General features: G+C 63.8%; 16 protein-coding genes. 10 read left to right on the top strand and 6 right to left on the bottom strand.

What is annotated here, in order from left to right; translation table 11 throughout:
• The first annotated feature begins 215 nt into the window (after positions 1-215).
• From LGH83_RS01845 to LGH83_RS01835, 3 genes are all read left to right on the top strand, one after another.
• Entirely contained in the window at positions 216-1,205 is a 990-nt protein-coding gene (locus tag LGH83_RS01845; protein WP_227400398.1) for an MDR family oxidoreductase, read from the top strand.
• 238 nt (positions 1,206-1,443) lie between these two features.
• Positions 1,444-1,551, top strand: a complete 108-nt coding sequence (locus LGH83_RS20015; RefSeq protein WP_319799650.1) for a hypothetical protein — start codon at positions 1,444-1,446, stop codon at positions 1,549-1,551.
• A gap of 3 nt (positions 1,552-1,554) precedes the next feature.
• Positions 1,555-1,872 (top strand): addiction module antidote protein, encoded by a 318-nt coding sequence (locus LGH83_RS01835; RefSeq protein WP_227400397.1) that lies wholly within the window; start codon positions 1,555-1,557, stop codon positions 1,870-1,872.
• A gap of 44 nt (positions 1,873-1,916) precedes the next feature.
• Here LGH83_RS01835 and LGH83_RS01830 read toward each other — a convergent pair whose 3' ends face one another.
• Entirely contained in the window at positions 1,917-2,873 is a 957-nt protein-coding gene (locus LGH83_RS01830; RefSeq protein WP_227400396.1) for an L-threonylcarbamoyladenylate synthase, read from the bottom strand.
• Positions 2,874-2,970: 97 nt separating this feature from the next.
• On the opposite strand from LGH83_RS01830, the gene LGH83_RS01825 reads away from it, so the two are divergent.
• Positions 2,971-4,746 (top strand): acyl-CoA dehydrogenase, encoded by a 1,776-nt coding sequence (locus LGH83_RS01825; RefSeq protein ID WP_227400395.1) that lies wholly within the window; start codon positions 2,971-2,973, stop codon positions 4,744-4,746.
• 42 nt (positions 4,747-4,788) lie between these two features.
• Positions 4,789-5,520, top strand: a complete 732-nt coding sequence (locus LGH83_RS01820; protein WP_227400394.1) for an SOS response-associated peptidase — start codon at positions 4,789-4,791, stop codon at positions 5,518-5,520.
• Between the two features lie 9 nt (positions 5,521-5,529).
• Here the strand turns inward: LGH83_RS01820 and LGH83_RS01815 are convergent, their stop codons facing one another.
• The 3 genes from LGH83_RS01815 to dxs are packed head-to-tail and all read right to left on the bottom strand — an operon-like array spanning position 5,530 to position 9,511.
• Entirely contained in the window at positions 5,530-6,822 is a 1,293-nt protein-coding gene (locus LGH83_RS01815; protein WP_227400393.1) for a class I SAM-dependent RNA methyltransferase, read from the bottom strand.
• Positions 6,819-7,541, bottom strand: coding sequence for a TlyA family RNA methyltransferase (locus LGH83_RS01810; RefSeq protein ID WP_227400392.1), 723 nt, complete (start codon positions 7,539-7,541; stop codon positions 6,819-6,821). The genes LGH83_RS01815 and LGH83_RS01810 overlap by 4 nt, the downstream gene beginning before the upstream one ends.
• Before the next feature lie 29 nt (positions 7,542-7,570).
• Positions 7,571-9,511, bottom strand: coding sequence for a 1-deoxy-D-xylulose-5-phosphate synthase (dxs, locus tag LGH83_RS01805; RefSeq protein WP_227400391.1), 1,941 nt, complete (start codon positions 9,509-9,511; stop codon positions 7,571-7,573).
• A gap of 199 nt (positions 9,512-9,710) precedes the next feature.
• On the opposite strand from dxs, the gene LGH83_RS01800 reads away from it, so the two are divergent.
• The 3 genes from LGH83_RS01800 to LGH83_RS01790 all read left to right on the top strand — a co-directional run bounded on the left by LGH83_RS01800 (position 9,711) and on the right by LGH83_RS01790 (position 14,483).
• Positions 9,711-10,307, top strand: a complete 597-nt coding sequence (locus LGH83_RS01800; protein WP_227400390.1) for an HdeD family acid-resistance protein — start codon at positions 9,711-9,713, stop codon at positions 10,305-10,307.
• Between the two features lie 71 nt (positions 10,308-10,378).
• On the top strand, positions 10,379-13,057 hold the full coding sequence (gene ppdK / locus LGH83_RS01795) for a pyruvate, phosphate dikinase (protein WP_227400389.1): 2,679 nt from the start codon (positions 10,379-10,381) through the stop codon (positions 13,055-13,057).
• A gap of 166 nt (positions 13,058-13,223) precedes the next feature.
• Positions 13,224-14,483 (top strand): cell wall hydrolase, encoded by a 1,260-nt coding sequence (locus LGH83_RS01790; protein WP_227400388.1) that lies wholly within the window; start codon positions 13,224-13,226, stop codon positions 14,481-14,483.
• A 122-nt stretch (positions 14,484-14,605) separates the two neighbouring features.
• Here the strand turns inward: LGH83_RS01790 and LGH83_RS01785 are convergent, their stop codons facing one another.
• Positions 14,606-16,786, bottom strand: a complete 2,181-nt coding sequence (locus tag LGH83_RS01785) for a malate synthase G (protein WP_227400387.1) — start codon at positions 16,784-16,786, stop codon at positions 14,606-14,608.
• A gap of 194 nt (positions 16,787-16,980) precedes the next feature.
• On the opposite strand from LGH83_RS01785, the gene LGH83_RS01780 reads away from it, so the two are divergent.
• Positions 16,981-17,430 carry an RrF2 family transcriptional regulator gene (locus tag LGH83_RS01780; RefSeq protein ID WP_131194137.1) on the top strand — a complete coding sequence of 150 codons (450 nt, stop codon included), beginning with the start codon at positions 16,981-16,983 and terminating at the stop codon, positions 17,428-17,430.
• Positions 17,431-17,478: 48 nt separating this feature from the next.
• Here the strand turns inward: LGH83_RS01780 and LGH83_RS01775 are convergent, their stop codons facing one another.
• A complete protein-coding gene (locus LGH83_RS01775) occupies positions 17,479-18,057 on the bottom strand; it encodes a cytochrome b (RefSeq protein WP_227400386.1) in 579 nt (192 codons plus the stop codon).
• A gap of 253 nt (positions 18,058-18,310) precedes the next feature.
• Here LGH83_RS01775 and LGH83_RS01770 point away from each other — a divergent pair, with 253 nt between their 5' ends.
• On the top strand, positions 18,311-18,805 hold the full coding sequence (locus tag LGH83_RS01770; protein WP_227400385.1) for a GFA family protein: 495 nt from the start codon (positions 18,311-18,313) through the stop codon (positions 18,803-18,805).
• The last annotated feature ends 4 nt before the right edge of the window (positions 18,806-18,809 follow it).

The following is an 18,809-nucleotide window of genomic DNA, read 5'->3' as shown; positions in this document are numbered from 1 at the left end:
TCCCGATTGCGAGCTCGACCAAGGTCGACGACGCCGACCCGAGCAGGATGCGCCTGAGGTGAGTGGTGAAGATGTCCTTTTTGCGGAGCCTCGGCAAGGCCGCCGGCGGCCGAGGTTCCATTGGAGAGATCCCGCCATTGACGGAGCCGACCACAAGAGCTTTCCTTTTCGCCTGCGGTTCGCTCTCCGCACCCCATCGCAGCAGGGAGCCGGCCATGTCGGAATTCTTCAAGGCGCTTCGCATCGACAAGACGGAAACCGGACAAGCCGTCGAGATCGTGAGCTTCGCCGACCACGAACTGATGGACGGGAATGTGACGGTGCGCGTGACGCATTCGACCGTCAACTACAAGGATGGGCTTGCGATCACAGGCAAATCACCCGTTGTTCGCCGCTTCCCGATGATCCCCGGCATCGATTTCGCCGGCGTGGTCGAGGCAAGCGCCGATCCGGAGTTTAAGCCGGGCGATCGGGTCGTGCTGAACGGCTGGGGCCTCGGTGAAACGCACCTCGGTGCTTACGCGCAGCGCGCTCGGGTCAAGGGCGATTGGCTGATCCCGCTGCCTGCCTGCTTTTCGCCAGCGCAGGCCATGGCGATCGGCACCGCTGGCTATACCGCCATGCTGTCGCTCATCGCATTGGAGCGATTCGGCCTCGAACCGTCTCAAGGACCCGCCATCGTAACGGGTGCGTCCGGCGGCGTGGGGTCCATCGCGATCGCGATTCTTGCGAAGACCGGCTGGACCGTGATCGCTTCCACGGGCCGTTTGGACGAAAGCGCCTATCTTAAGGAGCTCGGCGCAACCGACGTTATCGACCGGGCGCAACTCTCAACGCCCGGCCGACCACTCGGCAAGGAACTCTATGCTGCAGGCATCGATTCGGTTGGGTCGCACACACTTGCCAATGTGCTGGCACAGACGAAAGGGCTGGGAGCGGTGGCAGCATGCGGCCTCGCGCAGGGTATGGATCTGCCCACCTCCGTCGCGCCCTTTATCCTGCGCGGCGTCGCGCTGATCGGGATCAACAGCGTGACAGCGTCGAAAGCGCGCCGCGTCGACGCCTGGGACCGGCTTGCGCGCGATCTTGATCCTGCGAAGCTCGAAGCGCTGACGACGACGATCGGGTTCGACGAGATCATCCCGACCGCGCATGCGATTCTCGACGGGACGATCCGTGGCCGTGTCGTCGTCGAGATCGGATGACCGTCGAGTGGCTTTTGCAAATTCTGAAATGTATCTTATAGTTCACAATTTGGGAGCTTCGACAGACGCCAATCTTTCAGCCTTGGCTGAGCGATCTGCCTGATGAGCGTGCGAAAGCGAAAATCGCACAGGGCTTGGTACGACTACAGGCTGATTTGTTTGGTGACGTGAAGCCGGTCGGAGATGGGGTGGAAGCGAGCTTCGGGTCGATACCGGTCCAGGCTACCGGGTCTATTTCATCCGGCGCAGCAGAACGTTGATCGTTCTCCTCTGCGGCGGTGACAAGGACCGTCAACACCGGGACGTCAACCTCGCCAAAGCGCTTGCTGAAAGCTGGAGGGACTGACCGATGACAAAGCCTAAAATTCACACGGTTCAGTTCGACGCCGCCATCTATCCAACGACCACCGAGTCTCAAAGTGAGCTCTTGAACGATGCGCTGGAGACCGGCGATCCGACATACATTGCTGTCGCCTTGGGAACGATTGCGCGCGCTCGCGGCATGGCCGACGTCGCAGAGGGAGCAGGAATCACACGAGAGGGTCTTTACAAGGCGCTCTCACCAACCGGTGATCCTCGCCTAAGCACATTGATGGGAGTCATGAAGGCGCTGAACCTTCAATTTCGCGCCGTGCCGGCTGAGCGGGACCAAGTCACAACCGGATAAGAAATAAGCCGGCGGGGATCACATTGAGACCCGGGCGCTGCCCTCTAGCCGCGCGGCGCCGCGGCACGACGAAGCCGGTCGTTGATCGCCTCGCCAAGGCCTTCGTCGGGGATCGGCGCAACCGCGATCCCCGCGGCGCCACTGGCATCGAGTTGGCGCAAGTAAGAAAAGAGATGTGCGGCAGCCTCGACTGGGTCGCCGCCCGGCGAAAGATCAAGCGTGACGGCACCCTGCCCGACCAGACGGCCGCCGAAATCCAACACGGCCTCACCTGCCTGGGCGTCGCTCACTCCCAGTCGAACGGCGGCACGCGGCGCATAATGCGACAGCAGAAGACCCGGCGCGACAGGCGCGGTTTCGACATGGCGACGGGCGTCGATCCGATATCCCACGACATCTTCGATGGCGCGTCGGGATAAACCGCCCGGACGCAGGATCTCGACGCGATCGAGACACGACACGATGGTGGACTCGACCCCGATGCTGCACGCGCCGCCATCGAGAATCAGATCGACCCGTCCATCGAGATCCGCCATCACATGCGCGGCTTCGGTCGGGCTGATCCGCCCAGATCGGTTAGCCGATGGGGCAGCAACCGGACAACCAGCAGCCCTGAGAAGCGTCAGCGCAACCGGATGGGCCGGCATACGAAGCGCCACACTATCGAGCCCGGACCGGGCCAGCAGGCTGACCGAGCCGGTCGGAGCGACGGGAAGCACCAGGGTCAGCGGTCCCGGCCAGAAGGCATCGGCGAGCGCCCGTGCGGTCGCGTCGAAACGGCCCTCGCGTTCGGCCAAGTCTCGCGACGCCACGTGGGCGATGAGGGGATTGAAGACCGGCCGTCCCTTGGCGGCATAGATTTGCGCCACTGCGACATCCGATCGCGCATCCGCGCCGAGGCCGTAGACGGTTTCGGTCGGGAAGGCGACGAGCCGACCCGCGCGCAAGAAAGCGCCGCCCTCCGCGATTGCGGCGGTCGTGGCGGCCTTGAACGCCGTCATGCGTCGATCCTCTCTCCGCGTTCCATGCTTCTTCACTCGCGGCTCTCGACGCAAAAGTCTATGCTGATGCCCACCCGTCCCTGCGGAAACGATCAGCATGCCCTATCGCGCTCCGGTCGCCGACATCCTCTTCTCGCTGCGGCATCTCGGCGGGCTCGATCAAGGTGTGGCGTCTGGGCTCTATCCCGACCTCGCCGATGATGCGGCCGACGCCATTCTGGACGAAGCCGGCCGCGTTGCCGAAACCCTGCTGCTGCCGCTCGACCGCATCGGCGATCGGCACGGCGTCACACTTCTGGATGGTGCGGTTGTCACGCCACCGGGTTGGTCCCAGGCCTATCGCGCTTGGCGCGACGGGGGCTGGAACGGTGTCGCGGCTCCGGCGGATTTCGGCGGCATGGGTTTGCCGACACTCGTCAATGCGGCCTGCCTTGAAATCTGGAGCGCCGCCAACGCCTCCTTCGCGCTCGGGCCGGTTCTCACCATGGGTGCGACCGAGGCGTTGCACCGGCATGGCTCGGACGAACTGAAAGCAATTTACCTCCACAACCTCGTCTCCGGCGCCTGGACCGGCACCATGAACCTCACGGAGCCACAAGCCGGATCGGATGTCGGGGCTTTGCGAACCCGCGCCACACCGGTCGCAGATGGCACCTACCGGATCACCGGGCAGAAGATCTACATCACCTATGGCGAGCACGATCTCAGCGACAACATCGTCCACTTGGTGCTGGCCCGGTTGCCCGATGCGTTGCCAGGCACGCAAGGCATCTCCCTGTTTCTGGTGCCGAAATTCATCCCTAAGCCGGACGGCACCCCGGGCGACCGGAACGACCTGATCTGCGGCGGGATCGAGCATAAACTCGGCATGCATAGCTCGCCGACCTGCACAATGATGTTCGGCGAGAACGGTGGCGCGACCGGCTGGCTGATTGGCGAACCCCATAGGGGGCTCGCCTGCATGTTCACGATGATGAACAATGCGCGCCTGGCGGTCGGGCTGCAGGGTGTCGCGGCGGCCGAACGCGCCACCCAGACCGCAATCGCCTTCGCCAAGACGCGACGGCAGGGCCGCGGCCTTGCAACGCCGTCCGACAATCCGATTCTGATCATCGACCATCCCGATGTCGCCCGCATGCTGCTGACCATGAAGGCGCAAACGGCTGCGGCGCGGGGGCTGTGCCATCTCGTTGCCGGCGCGCTCGATCAAGCCGCTCGCGGACCCGAGGCCGGGCGGGCGACCGCGCAAAAGAGGGCTGCGTTGCTGACGCCGGTCGCCAAGGCTTACGCGACCGATATCGCCAACGAGGTCGCCTCGCTCGGCGTGCAGGTGCATGGCGGCATGGGCTACATTGAGGATACCGGCGCGGCGCAAATCATGCGCGACGTGCGGATTGCGGCCATCTACGAAGGCACCAACGGCATTCAGGCGATCGACCTCGTGCAGCGCAAGATCACGCTCGATGGCGGTGCCGTCGTGGCGGCCGAGATCGCGGAGATGCGGGTGGCCGTGACCCTCATTCGCGGCACCAATGAGACTGCCTTCGGACAAACCGCCGCTCGGCTGCATGATGCGGTGGAGTCGCTGGAAGCCGCGACACAGTTTCTGTTGAAACGATTGGCGACTGCGCCCGCGCAGGTGCTGCTGGGAGCCACGTCTTATCTCAGGCTGTTCGGATTGGCGCGTGGCGGAACAGCCTTGGCCGTGTTGGCCCATGCTGCAGGCCGCGACCCAAATGCCCCGGCCGGCCTGGTCACGCTTTGCCGCTTCTTCGCCGAACAGATCGCACCGGCCGCGCCCAGCCTCGCGACCGCGATCATCGACGGAGCCGAGGCGCTCGAGGGTGCCGAGGCGATCTGGGCCGGCGCATGACGTCCCTTGCGCCGCACCGGCCACATGGCCACGTGTAAAATCATGTGCGGACGTTACGCCATCACCCTGCCGCCCGAAGCCGTTCGGGCTTGGTTCCGCTACCCCGAGCAGCCGAACTTTCCGCCGCGATACAATATCGCGCCGACCCAACCGATCCCGATCGTCTGCCGGGACGATCGGCAAATCGGTGATCCGGCTCGGCACTTCCGGCTGGTGCGCTGGGGCCTTGTGCCGTCCTTCGTCAAGGATTGGAACGCGTTTCCGTTGCTGATCAACGCGCGCGCCGAAGAGATCGCGGCCAAACCGAGTTTCCGCGCCGCGATGATCCGTCGCCGCTGTCTCGTCATCGCGGATGCCTACTACGAATGGCAGCGCATACAGCCCCGCGTGACCGGGACGCCGTTCCTCTGTCGCCGCGCTGACGGGCGCCCGATGGCCTTTGCGGGCTTGCACGAACGCTGGATGGGCGCGGACGGCAGCGAAATGGAGACAGCCTGTATCGTGACCACCCACGCCAATGGTGCGATGTCGGCGATCCATTCGCGCATGCCGGTGATCCTGGAGGAGCAGGATTACGAGACGTGGCTCGACGTCGATCGGGTCGATGTGGCGCGAGCAACCGCTTTGCTGCGCCCTGCGGGTGATGACGTGCTTGAGGTGTTTCCGGTCGCGCCGAGGGTCAACAAGGTCGCGAACGACGATGCATCGGTCCAGGATCCGGTCGGGGCGGCGCCGCCTCGCGCGCCAGCACGGCAAACCAGCTTCGACTTCTAATGGTTGTGGTCAGGACAGCAGCGACCGGCGTTTCTTCGCGCTCACGGTTGGTTTCCGGAACGCAGCCACAAGCTCGATATGGGCCGAATAGATGAATTGATCGACCGGCACGACCGGGCCGAGCTGATATCCACCGGCGATCAGAATCGCGGCGTCGCGCGCGAAGCTCGCCGGACTGCACGACACGGCCACGACGGTCGGTACCGCCGAAGCCGCAATCTGCTCGGCTTGCGCTGCCGCACCCGCGCGTGGCGGATCGAACACCACCGCATCGTAAGCCGCGAGGTCTACCGACGTGAGCGGCCGGCGAAACAGATCGCGCGTCTCGATGGTGACGGGCCGGAGCGACGGCGAATGACGCGCGGCCCTGGCCAAGGCCGCAAGCGGCTTGGCCTCGAGATCCACCGCATGGACGGTGGCGCGCTCGGCGAGACGGAGCGCGAATGTACCGATGCCGCTGAAGAGATCGAGCACGCGCCGCGCAGCACCAACACCTGCCAGAACCTGCGCCGCAAGCACATCCTCGCCCAACTGGGTGGCTTGAAGGAATGAGCCGGGCGGTGGATAGACCGAAGCCTGTCCCATCGTCAGGAGAGGCGCGCGGCTTTCGATCACGACCTCGCCGTGGTTCGAGATGCGAGCGCAACGATGCGCCGCGCCAACCGCGATGAGCCGCGCCGTGGTCGCATCGTCGAGCGGCCCACAGCCGCGCAGATCGATATCGAGCCCGGATTGCGTCGCAGTGACGAGAATGTCGAGCGGCTTGCCGGTCGAGGCGAGAGCGGTTGCGATCGAGCGGGATGTATCGAGTGCATCCGCCATGTCGGGCGAAAGAATGGGGCAAAATGCGATGGCCACGATGTCGTGCTGGCGCGCCTGCATGAAGCCGACCGCCGGCGGTGTCTCGATGAGGACGTTGACGGCCTTGGCGGCACGAGCGTGGAACGTCGCACGGCGGCGGCCTGCCCCATGGGCCATGACGGTCGGCCCGACGGCCGCATCGACATGCGCCATCGACAGGGCCGTTGCGACGAGACCACGCTTCCATTCCGCATAGGGTGCCGGGGCGAGCGACTGGATCGCACAGCCGCCGCACGTCCCGTAATAGGGGCAGATCGGCGCGATACGATCGGGGCTGGGCCGGAGGATCTCCAGGATACGTCCCCGGTCGCCCTCGACCTCGGCTGCGAGGCGCTCGCCGGGTAGCCCATCCGGCACGAAGATGGAGTTGGTCAAACCTTGAGCGACACCCTCGCCGCGTTGGCCGAGCCGCAGGATATCGAGCGTGACGGCGGCGTTCATCGCGTTGCGCCCAGCAGGAACTCGCGATTGCCGTCCTGCCCCTCGATCGGAGACGGGATCACATCCACCATCGTCCACCCTAGTCCGGTCACAAGGGCGACGATTTCGGCACAGACTTCCGCATGGATCGCGATGTCGCGCACGACACCTTTCTTGACCCGACCAAAGCCCGCCTCGAATTGCGGTTTGACGAGAGCCACCACGTCCGCATGCTCGGCCGCAAGGGCGAGAACATGCGGGAGAACGAGCCGTAACGAAATGAAGCTGACGTCGCAGACGACGAGCGTCGGCGGTTCGCCGAGCAGATCCGCGTCGAGATCGCGGGCGTCCAGACCCTCGCTGTGATGAAGTCGAGGCTCGGTCGACAGCGACCGATGCAACTGTCCACGCCCAACATCGATCGCCGTTACGTGGGCGGCACCGCGCGTCAGAAGCACATGGGAGAAGCCACCCGTCGAAGCACCGACGTCGAGGCAGCGGCGCCCGGAGGGATCAAAGCCGAAGTGATCGAGCGCGGCCGCGAGTTTCACGCCGCCACGCGAGACCCACGGATAAGCAGGTGTCGCGGCCAGGACGGCATCGGCACCGATCATCGTCGCCACCTTGGTGATCACGATGCCGTTGACGGTGACGAGCCCGGCCTCGATGGCCTCGCGGGCTTTTGCACGGCTATCGAACAAGCCGGCTTGAACAATCGCGACATCGGCTCGCTGCGACATCGCGGTTTGGCTTCCCTCAGCCGTCGCGCTCAACCCTCGCGCCGGGCCAGAACCGGCTTGACGGGCTTGGTGGCGACGATCGCCGTATGACCGATCGCGTCGAGCGCCTTGGCGACGATCGCTTTCGCGTCGAGTCCGGCAGCCGCATACATGCGGTCGGGCTTATCGTGATCCTGGAACACGTCGGGCAACACGAGTGTGCGAACCTTCAGGTTGCCGTCGAGCAGGCCATCTTCCGACAGGGCGTGCAACACGAAAGACCCAAAGCCGCCGACCGATCCTTCTTCCACTGTGATCAGAACGTCATGGCTGGTGGCAAGTTGGCGCACCAGATCACGGTCGAGCGGTTTGGCGAAGCGAGCGTCCGCCACAGTCGCCGAGAAGCCGAGGCTGGACAATTGATCCGCGGCCTTGAGGCTTTCGGCCAGCCGGGTCCCGAGCGACAGGATTGCGATCTGCTTGCCGTGACGGACGATGCGACCCTTCCCGATCTCGAGCGGAATGCCGACCTCGGGCATGTCGATGCCGACACCTTCACCGCGCGGGTAGCGCAGGGCGGATGGTCCCTGGTCGTAAGACACTTGGGTCGCGACCATGTGGACGAGTTCGGATTCGTCCGCTGCCGCCATGATCATCATGTTGGGCAAGCAGCCGAGATAAGCGAGATCGAACGACCCGGCATGGGTCGCGCCATCGGCACCGACCAGCCCCGCCCGATCAAGCGCAAAGCGCACCGGCAGATTCTGGATGCAGACGTCATGCACGACCTGATCATAGGCGCGCTGCAAGAAGGTCGAATAAATGGCGCAGAAGGGCTTAAAGCCTTCGCTGGCCATGCCGGCCGCAAACGTCACGGCATGTTGCTCTGCGATCCCGACGTCGAAGGTGCGGGTCGGAAAGGCTTGGCCGAACAGATCGAGTCCGGTGCCGGACGGCATGGCGGCCGTGATCGCCACGACCTTGTCGTCCTTGGTGGCTTCCTTGATCAGGCTCTCGCCGAACACGCGTTGATAGGCCGGCGCATTCGGCTTGGCTTTGGCCTGTGCGCCGTCGATCACGTCGAACGTGGACACCGCATGATACTTGTCGGGCGCGGCCTCGGCCGGGGCATAGCCCTTCCCCTTTTGCGTCACGACATGGATCAGGACCGGGCCGGCCTCGCTGTCACGCACATTCTTTAGGACGGGCAGGAGATGGTCGAGGTTGTGGCCGTCGATCGGGCCGACATAGAAGAAGCCGAGTTCCTCGAACATCGTGCCGCCTGTGAAGAAGGCGCGCGCATATTCCTCGGTCTTCCGAGCCTTGTCGTACATGAATTGCGGCAGGTGCTTGGCGAGTTGTTTGCCGAAATCGCGCAGCGACCGATACATGCCGCCAGAGACGAGCCGAGCCAGATAGGCCGACATCGCGCCGACCGGCGGCGCGATCGACATATCGTTATCGTTGAGGATGACGATCAGGCGCGAGCGCATCGCACCCGCATTGTTCATCGCCTCATAGGCCATACCGGCCGACATCGACCCATCGCCGATGACCGCGATGACGTTATTGTTGCCACCGGCGAGATCGCGCGCGACCGCCATGCCGAGACCTGCCGAGATGGAGGTCGAGGAATGGGCGGCGCCGAACGGATCATATTCGCTCTCGCTGCGCTTGGTGAAGCCGGAGAGGCCGCCGCCCTGACGCAACGTCCGGATGCGGTCGCGACGTCCCGTCAGAATCTTGTGAGGATAGGCCTGATGCCCGACATCCCAGATGATGCGGTCGGCCGGGGTGTTGAACACGTGGTGCAACGCCACCGTCAGCTCGATCACGCCAAGGCCGGCACCGAGATGCCCGCCTGTGACGGAAACCGCACTGATCGTCTCGGCCCGCAACTCGTCCGCCACCTGCCGCAGGTCGCTCTCGGGCAATTGCCTCAGCAGATCCGGCGTGGCAACGCGATCGAGAAGCGGCGTTTGGACAGTCATAGAAAACTCACGTTGAATTTGCGACAGAACATGCACATTGGTTTCGAGCTACACCGAAACCGATGCCACACGCAAATAATCTGCGAACCGAATGGTTTGCCTCTTGTGAATCATGGTCGAATACTCCCGTGTGTGACATTCAGTCTTCGTCAATGTCATGCATGCATCGGTGTCGACGCGAGAAGGAATAAACTGCCGCATGAGCAATATGATCCCGCCTCGACCTTCGCTTGAAACGGGGCCTCATTCCCTTGGGGCCGCGGCGGAGCGGATCCGCCACCGCTGGGGGTGGATCGTCGCTTTCGGGGCGTTTAGCGCGATCCTCGGCATCGTCGCCCTGGTGCTCACCGAAACCGCGACCATCGCGTCCGTTCTTCTCATCGGCATCTTCATGGTCATGGCCGGATTTGCCGAGGTGGCCATTGGGATGCGGACCCGCACGTGGGGACGCATGTTCTTGTGGGAAGCGGCCGGAATCATCTACATTCTCGCCGGCATCGTCGCAATTCTTCTGCCCGAGGTCGCGGCGGGGGTCATCACGCTCCTGCTCGGCGCGGGCCTGTTCGCGACCGGCCTGCTCCGCATCTATATCGGCTTCAAGATGACCGGCAGCGCTTCACGCGGCGCCGTGATCCTTGCCGGCACCGTCACGTTGCTGCTCGGTGTGCTTATTCTGGCGGGTTGGCCGAATAACAGCGTGCTGGTGCTGGGCACATTCCTTGGCATCGACCTACTCTTCTACGGTTTGACTTGGATGATCTTCGGCTACCGTATCGGTCATCGTCGGTCGCTCTGACAAGCAGTCGGAAGCAAGACGGCGCGCGGGCGATCGCGCTTGCCGCGTGAGGCAGGGCAAAGGGACGCGGCATGGCGAAGTGGGTCTATACGTTCGGCGATGGCCAGGCCGAAGGCCAGAGCGGGATGCGCAACCTGCTCGGCGGCAAAGGCGCCAACCTCGCCGAAATGTCGAGCTTGGGCTTACCGGTTCCGCCCGGCTTCACGGTGACGACCGAGGTCTGCACCGCCTTCTATGCCAACGGGCGTGCCTATCCCGAGGATCTGAAGCCGCAGATCGAAGCGGCACTCGGACATGTCGGGCAGCTTGCGTCACGCACCTTCGGCGATGCCGACAACCCCTTGTTGGTGTCGGTTCGCTCGGGCGCGCGCGCGTCGATGCCGGGCATGATGGATACCGTGCTCAACCTCGGCCTCAACGACGAAACCGTACTGGCTCTCGCGACATCGTCGGGGGACGAACGCTTCGCCTATGACAGCTACCGCCGCTTCATCCAGATGTATTCGAATGTGGTGCTCGATCTCGATCATCATCATTTCGAGGACATTCTGGAGGACCACAAGGAGCGTCGCGGCGCGATGCTCGACACCGATCTACAGGCCGCCGATTGGCGCGTCGTGGTCGCCGACTACAAAGCGAAAGTGGCGGTCGAAACCGGCAAACCGTTCCCGCAAGATCCGCACGAGCAGCTTTGGGGTGCGATCGGGGCCGTTTTCTCGTCTTGGATGAACGCCCGCGCCATCACCTATCGCCGCCTCAACACCATCCCCGAAGCTTGGGGCACAGCGGTCACGGTTCAGGCCATGGTGTTCGGCAACATGGGCGAGACCTCGGCGACCGGCGTCGCCTTCACGCGCAACCCCTCAACGGGCGAAAACGCCCTTTATGGTGAGTTCCTGGTCAATGCACAGGGCGAAGATGTCGTGGCCGGCATCCGCACGCCGCAGAATATCACCGAGGTGGCGCGGGTCGCGGCCGCCTCGGACAAACCCTCGATGGAACGGGTGATGCCGTCCGTCTTCGCTGATTTCGTCCGCACGACACAGCTGCTCGAGCAGCATTACCGCGACATGCAAGATATCGAATTCACGGTCGAGCGCGGCAAGTTGTGGATGCTGCAGACCCGCTCGGGCAAGCGCACCGCCAAGGCGGCGCTCCGCATCGCGGTCGATATGGCGCAGGCCGGCATGATCCCGCGCGAGGAGGCGGTGAAACGCATCGACCCAGCCTCGCTCGACCAACTGCTCCATCCGACCATCGATCCCAAGGCGAAGCGCGACCTGATCGCGACCGGCTTGCCGGCCTCCCCCGGAGCCGCGTCGGGCGAAATCGTGTTCAACTCGGACGATGCCGAAGCCCTGAAGGTCGCGGGCCGGAAGGTCGTGCTGGTTCGGGTCGAGACCTCGCCGGAGGATATTCACGGCATGCACGCAGCCGAAGGCGTCTTGACGACACGCGGCGGTATGACCTCCCATGCGGCTGTCGTGGCGCGCGGCATGGGCAAGCCCTGCGTCTCTGGCGCTGGGTCGATCCGGGTCGATTACGCCGCCAAGACGCTGACCTGCGGCGGGGTCGTGCTTAAAAAGGGCGACATCGTCACGATCGACGGCTCCACCGGTCAGGTGCTGAGAGGCCGGGTCGACATGTTGGAGCCGGAACTGTCGGGCGACTTCGCCACCATCATGGAATGGGCCGACGGCGTGCGCCGCATGAAGGTGCGGGCCAATGCCGAGACACCGCTCGATGCGCGAACGGCGCGCAAATATGGGGCGGAGGGCATCGGGCTCTGCCGGACCGAGCATATGTTCTTCGACGCGGACCGGATCGTATCGGTGCGCGAGATGATCCTTGCCGATGACGAGGCCGGGCGGCGCGTGGCCCTCGCCAAACTGCTGCCGATCCAGCGGCAGGATTTTGCCGACCTGTTCGAGATCATGTCGGGCTTGCCGGTCACGATTCGCCTCCTCGACCCGCCCCTGCATGAATTTTTACCCCATACCGATGCCGATATGGCGGAGGTCGCGACCGCTATGGGGACCAGTGCCGAGAAGCTGCGCCGCCGGGCGCAGGAACTGCACGAGTTCAACCCGATGCTCGGGTTCCGCGGCGTCCGCATCGCCATCGCGTTTCCCGAAATCGCCGAGATGCAGGCCCGCGCGATCTTCGAGGGCGCGGTCCTGGCGCAGAAGAAAACCGGCCAGCCCGTCACGGCCGAAATCATGGTGCCGCTGGTGATGACGAAGGCCGAACTCGATCTGACGAAAGCCCGCATCGTCGCAATGGCAGAGGCGGTCGAGACGGAGAGCGGCGTCAAGATTCCCTACCAGATCGGCACGATGATCGAACTGCCGCGCGCTGCCTTGATGGCGGCCCAGATCGCAGAGAGCGCCGAGTTTTTCTCGTTTGGCACGAATGACCTGACTCAGACGACGCTCGGCATCTCCCGCGACGATGCGGCCTCGTTCCTCGGCCCTTACACGGCCAAGGGCATCCTGCCGGCTGACCCGTTCGTGACGCTGGACCAAGAGGGCGTCGGGCAGCTCGTCAGCCTCGCGGCAGAACGGGGTCGAGCTACCCGCCCCGGCATCAAGCTCGGCATCTGCGGTGAGCATGGCGGCGATCCAGCCTCGATCGCCTTCTGTGAAAAGGTCGGGCTCGATTATGTCTCCTGCTCGCCATACCGCGTGCCGATCGCGCGCCTTGCCGCCGCCCATGCGGCGCTGGGTATTCGCGTCCAGGAAGGCGCTTAAGGCCAAGCTCACGTTAACCTTCCATCAAGCCTAAAGCTCGATAACCACAATTCCGGTGCGGTTCGCCTCGAGGGTCGGTTGCGTTATTAACCCTTGGGCCGACACCGCATCGGAGCCGCGCCTAACATAGGTGCGTCCTCCCTGGGGTTTTCGGCGAAGGTACGGCATGGTCCCCTCACGCATCGGCGTCCGCACCAAGGTCAAGCGCCGCTCCCGCATGGCCTGGGCCTGCGGCACGGTGGCGCCCTGGTGCGCCGCGCTCGTCATGCTCGTGTCCTACGCGGCCGATGCCGGCCAGGATCCCCGTGTCGATGCAAGCCAATCGTTCCGCCTCTATGCGGCCGCCGCTCCTGCGGTTCTGGTTCCGTCCAGCGATGCAGGCGAGGCGTTCCGTTTTCAGCTTCCCAAGGGCGATCAGGTCGTGCAGCAAGCCCGGCTCGTGATCGGCGATCCGTCCGAGTTTCAGGCGGCGGCCGATGAGATCGACCCGAACCCAGCGCTTAAACCGCAAGCCAAGATCTTCCCGAGCGTCGATCGCAGCCATAAAGGCGATCCGACGGTCGGATTGCGACCGACCTTCGACGCCAAGCTTCGCAAGGCTGGTTCTCTCCAGGCCGCCCGAGGCGCGAGTCTCGTGTTCTCCGATGAGAACCCGCAAGCAGAGCCGATGGGTTTCACGCCGAACGCGGGTCCCGCCCCCGGCCCCGAGAGTGTCGCCACTTTTGTGCCTATGCCGGACGGCAAGACGCTGACGACCACGCCATCCTCGTCCGACGCGTCGCCACAGCAAGGCTCGGGTGCGACAACGCCGCATATGCAGGATGGCTCGACCCCGACGGTGGCGCGCGCCCTGGCGCTCGATTCGACCACGCCGGTCGAAAGCGACTCGACCCCGGTCGAGATCGCGGCATTGCCGAAATTCTCACGCGGGCCGCAAGGTGTCGTCACCGGCAACACGACCGTGGTCGGTATCACACCCGCGCATCCGGACTATGCGGCGTTGATCGATTCGACCAAAGCCTCCAGCGAACAGAAATGTCTGGCCGAGGCGATTTACTTCGAAGCCAGAAGCGAACCCGAGGAAGGTCAGGCGGCCGTCGCTCAAGTCGTACTCAACCGGGTCAGCAGCGGGCTTTATCCGCAATCGGTCTGCGGCGTCGTGTTCCAGAACCAACAGCGTCACAATGCGTGCCAGTTCTCCTTCGCGTGCGAAGGCCGGGCTCTGCGGATCACCGAGACCGACGCCTGGGCTCAGGCGGTCCGCGTGGCGCATGAAGTCACCGAGGGGAGCGCCTATGTGTCGGACGTCGGCGGTGCAACCCACTATCACGCCAAATACGTCCGGCCATTCTGGGCCTCGCGCCTGAAGAGAATGGACGTGATCGGTCATCACGTCTTCTACAAGCTGCGACCCGGGCAGACCTGAGGTCAGCGACGCGCGGGCGCGTGGCATCCAAATTGGTCGCGCTCGTGCGACCCACCAAGTTCCAACACTTTGCGTGATTTTTGGTCCAAAGTGTTGGAACCCAGGTTTGACGACGAGGCCGACTAGCCCTCGGCCGAGACCGCGCCCTTCTGCTTGGCGGCGCGCCGACGCGCATGCAGCACCCATTCGGTGTAGCCGTTCGGCTGCTCGCGTCCCTTGAACACGAGGTCACGGGCGGCCGCGAAGGCCTCGCCGTCGAAGCCGGGTGCCATCGGCCGATAGAGAGGATCGTCGGCATTCTGACGATCGACGACGGCGGCCATCCGCTGCAGGGTCTCGTTGACCTGTGCCTCGTTGACGATGCCGTGCTGCAACCAATTAGCGACGTGTTGGCTGGAGATGCGGAGCGTCGCGCGGTCCTCCATCAGCCCGACATCGTGAATGTCCGGCACCTTGGAACAGCCGATGCCCTGGTCGATCCAGCGCACCACATAGCCCAGGATTCCCTGCAGATTGTTGTCGAGTTCCTGCTGCACATCCTCCGGCGCCCAATTCGATTGCGAGACGGGGATCGTCAAAATGGCGTCGACAGGCGTGCGGGGACGGGTCGCAACCTCGGCTTGCCGAGCCGCCACGTCGACCTCGTGGTAGTGCATCGCGTGCAGCGTGGCGGCGGTCGGTGAGGGCACCCAAGCCGTCGTGGCGCCAGACTTCGGATGGGCGACCTTCTGCACCAGCATATCGGCCATTCGGTCCGGTGCGGCCCACATGCCCTTGCCGATCTGCGCGTGGCCGACGAGCCCCATCGCGATGCCATTATCGACGTTCGAGTCCTCGTAGGCTTTGATCCAGCCCATGTTCTTCATGTCGTTCTTGCGGACGACTGGCCCGGCCAGCATCGAGGTGTGAATCTCGTCACCGGTCCGGTCGAGGAAGCCGGTGTTGATGAAAACGACTCGCTCGGCCGCGGCCGCAATGCAAGCCTTGAGGTTGATCGAGGTGCGGCGCTCCTCGTCCATGATGCCGATCTTGATCGTGTTGCGCGGCAGACCGACGAGATCCTCGACCGCCCCGAACAGTTGGTTCGCGAACGCCACCTCGTCCGGTCCGTGCATCTTGGGCTTGACGATATAGATCGAGCCTTTGCGGCTGTTGCGAATGTCGGCCGGTGCATCGAGATTGCGCTTGGCGATCAAAACGCTGACGACCGCATCGAGAAAGCCTTCCGGGATCTCCTGACCGGTCTCGTCCAGCACCGCGTCCGTATACATGTGATGGCCGACATTGCGGATCAGCATCAGGCTGCGACCAGGCAAGCGCACCTCGCCGGTGCCGTCCGGTGCCGTATAGACCCGGTCCTTGTTGAGGTGCCGTGTCAGCGTCTCGCCACCTTTCTTGAAGGTGGCCGAAAGCGTGCCGTCCATCAGGCCGAGCCAATTTGTGTAGATCGCGGTCTTGTCGGCGGCATCGACCACGGCAACGCTGTCCTCCATGTCGACGATGGTGCTGACGGCGGCTTCGAGAACCACATCGGCAAGACCGGAGGGATCGGACCGACCAACCGCATGGGTTCGATCGATCGTGAGTTCGACATGCAAGCCATTGTGAACCAGAAGCACGGCCTCGGGCGCGGGTGCCGCGCCGCGATAGCCAACGAAGGCCGTCGGGTTCTTTTGGCCGACCGGAGCCAAGCCCTTGGCCAGATCTGCTTTCAGCGACCCATCGACGACCGAGTAGCCGATCACCTGCGTGTGGGAGCCTTGCTCCAGAGGAAGGGCCTTGTCGAGGAACGCCTTGACGGCGTCGACCACTTTGGCGGCCCGCGCATGGTTGAACCCTTTGCCACGCGCGGCATCACCCTCGTCGGGGATCGCATCCGTGCCATAGAGCGCATCGTAGAGGCTACCCCACCGGGCATTGGCGGCATTCAAGGCATAGCGGGCGTTCGACATCGGAACGACGAGCTGCGGCCCGGCCATGCGGGCGATCTCGTCATCGACATTGGAGGTGCTGATCGCTTGATCGGTCACCTCGGGCAGCAGATAGCCGATCTCCCGCAAGAACCCGAGATAGGCTTCGCCCTGCATTGCCTTACCGTCCCGATGATAGGCATCGATCCGCGCCTGCAGGTCATCGCGAACCGCAAGCAGCTCACGATTGCGGGGCGCCAGCGCCTTGATCAAGCTCGCGAAACCTGTCCAGAACTGAGCCGCTTGAACGCCCAATCCGGGCAGCACCTTCGCGTCGAGGAAAGCGTAAAGCTCGTTCGCGACGCTCAGACCAGCGGTCGTTGTCCTGTCCATTGGTGTGCTCCTGGTGATGGGTCTCGACTGATCGTTATACAAGACGGCCTCACCGCTTCAGGGCCGTCATTCTGTTTGGCAAGCCTTGTACACCAAGCGGGCGCGGCACATAATCCCGCCATGGCGCACGATGATTTCCTGGGGCAGTTCGACTGGCCCTTACCGAACGACTGTCCCGCGCCAGAGTTCTCTTCATGCTGACCATGAAGGGAAAATATGGTCTGAAGGCCATGGTGCATCTCGCGGGCTGTAAGCCGGGTCAACCGGAACTCGTCACCTTCATCGCCAACGAAAACTCGATTTCCAAAAAGTTTCTCGATGCGATTTTGGGGGAGCTTCGCGTCGCGGGTCTCGTCGTCTCGAAGAAGGGCAAGGGCGGTGGCTACGCGCTCGCGAAACCGCCAAGCGAAATCAGCGTGGGCGAGATCGTGCGTATTCTCGATGGACCACTTGCGCCGATCGATTGTGCCAGCCGGAAATACTATCGGCGGTGTCTCGACTGCACCGATGAAGCCACCTGTACGGTTCGCCGCATGATGATGGAAGTGCGCGACGCGACGGCCCGCGTGCTCGACAACCGATCACTCGCCGAGATGCGGGCTCTCGGCAACCTGCAATCTGACTCGTTGACATACGACATCTGATAAACGGCCGAGCTTCGACGCGCCCTGCTCGAACCGAAAGCGATGCCGTCACCGGGAACGGGGCAACATCCGGTCAAGGACATGATCGCGCTTGATGAAATGATGCCACAGCGCGGCCGCGACATGCAGCCCCACCACGCCATAGATCGCCCAGGCGCCCCAGAGGTGCAGCTCCTCGGCAACGTGAGACGCCGCCTTGTCGACCGGCACGATCCGCGGCCACTGGAACAGCCAGAAAAACGGTAGCGAGTAGCCGCCCGCCGCCGAATTCCAATAGCCGCTGAGCGGCATGAACAGCATCAGCGCATAGAGGCCGAGATGGGCAGCGGACGCCGCCGCATGATTGAGACGCCCCAACCGGTCCAGATAAGGCGGAGCCGCCTTGGCGAGCCGGTAAGCAATCCGCAGCACGATCAGGACTAACGCCGTCAAGCCGAGCGACTTGTGCCACTCCAACAGGAAGCGTCGCGTCGCTTGGCCGGGCGGCTGATAGGCGCAGTAGAGGCCGATCAACATGGCTGCGATGATGATGACGGCCATGCTCCAGTGAAAGCCGCGCTGGACGAGGTCGTAGCGCGGGAGAGGCTCGGCCGGCTGCCGGACAGTGTCGAGGTCGAGGGTCGTCATTCCAAATCCATTTTCGACGCGGCCTCCGGGCGGCCAGCACCGCAAAGGCTTTCTCGGTCGGACCGGGCTAAATTGCGGCGTTCGGCCCTCGCTCGATCGTCCGGCATCGCGATGGCGGAGCGGTGTGTCAAATGGGCCGGGCTACCCGGTCCGCTTCCGTTGCGGTCGCTTTACGATGCTGGCGGACCGCTCCATGCTATCAGAGGTCGAATGCGTTCCGAAATCGAAACCACGCCATCGAGATGAAGCTCCCATGCCGATGAAACTTCAAGGATCCTGTCGTTGTGGCACAGTCAGGTTCAGCTTGGACAGCAATACGCCCGTGCCCTACCAGCTATGCTACTGCTCGATCTGCCGAAAGACGACGGGGGGCGGTGGCTTCGCGATCAACATCATGGGCGTAGCCGACAGCCTCGAGGTGACTGGCCAGGATGCCATTGCGGTCTATCGGGCCGAGATCGAGCAGGATGACGGTGCGGTCGAGATCAGCTCAGGCGAGCGAAGCTTCTGTTCTACATGCGGATCCGCTTTGTGGCTCTACGATGAGAATTGGCCAGACCTGATCCATCCCCTGGCAGCCGTCATCGACACGCCCCTCCCGAAAGCGCTTGAGAAAGTGCACCTCATGCTCGACTTCAAACCGGAGTGGGTCGACGCCTTTATCGGCCCAAAGGATCAGACCTTCGCACGCTATCCGGAACAGTCGATCGAGGAGTGGCACCGCTCGCGCGGTCTGTGGATCGACTGAGCGG

Origin of the sequence: Lichenihabitans sp. PAMC28606 (genome assembly GCF_020616535.1) — a bacterium.
GTDB classification, from domain to species: Bacteria; Pseudomonadota; Alphaproteobacteria; order Rhizobiales; family Beijerinckiaceae; genus Lichenihabitans; species Lichenihabitans psoromatis.
This window is presented reverse-complemented; position numbering and strand designations above follow the sequence as displayed.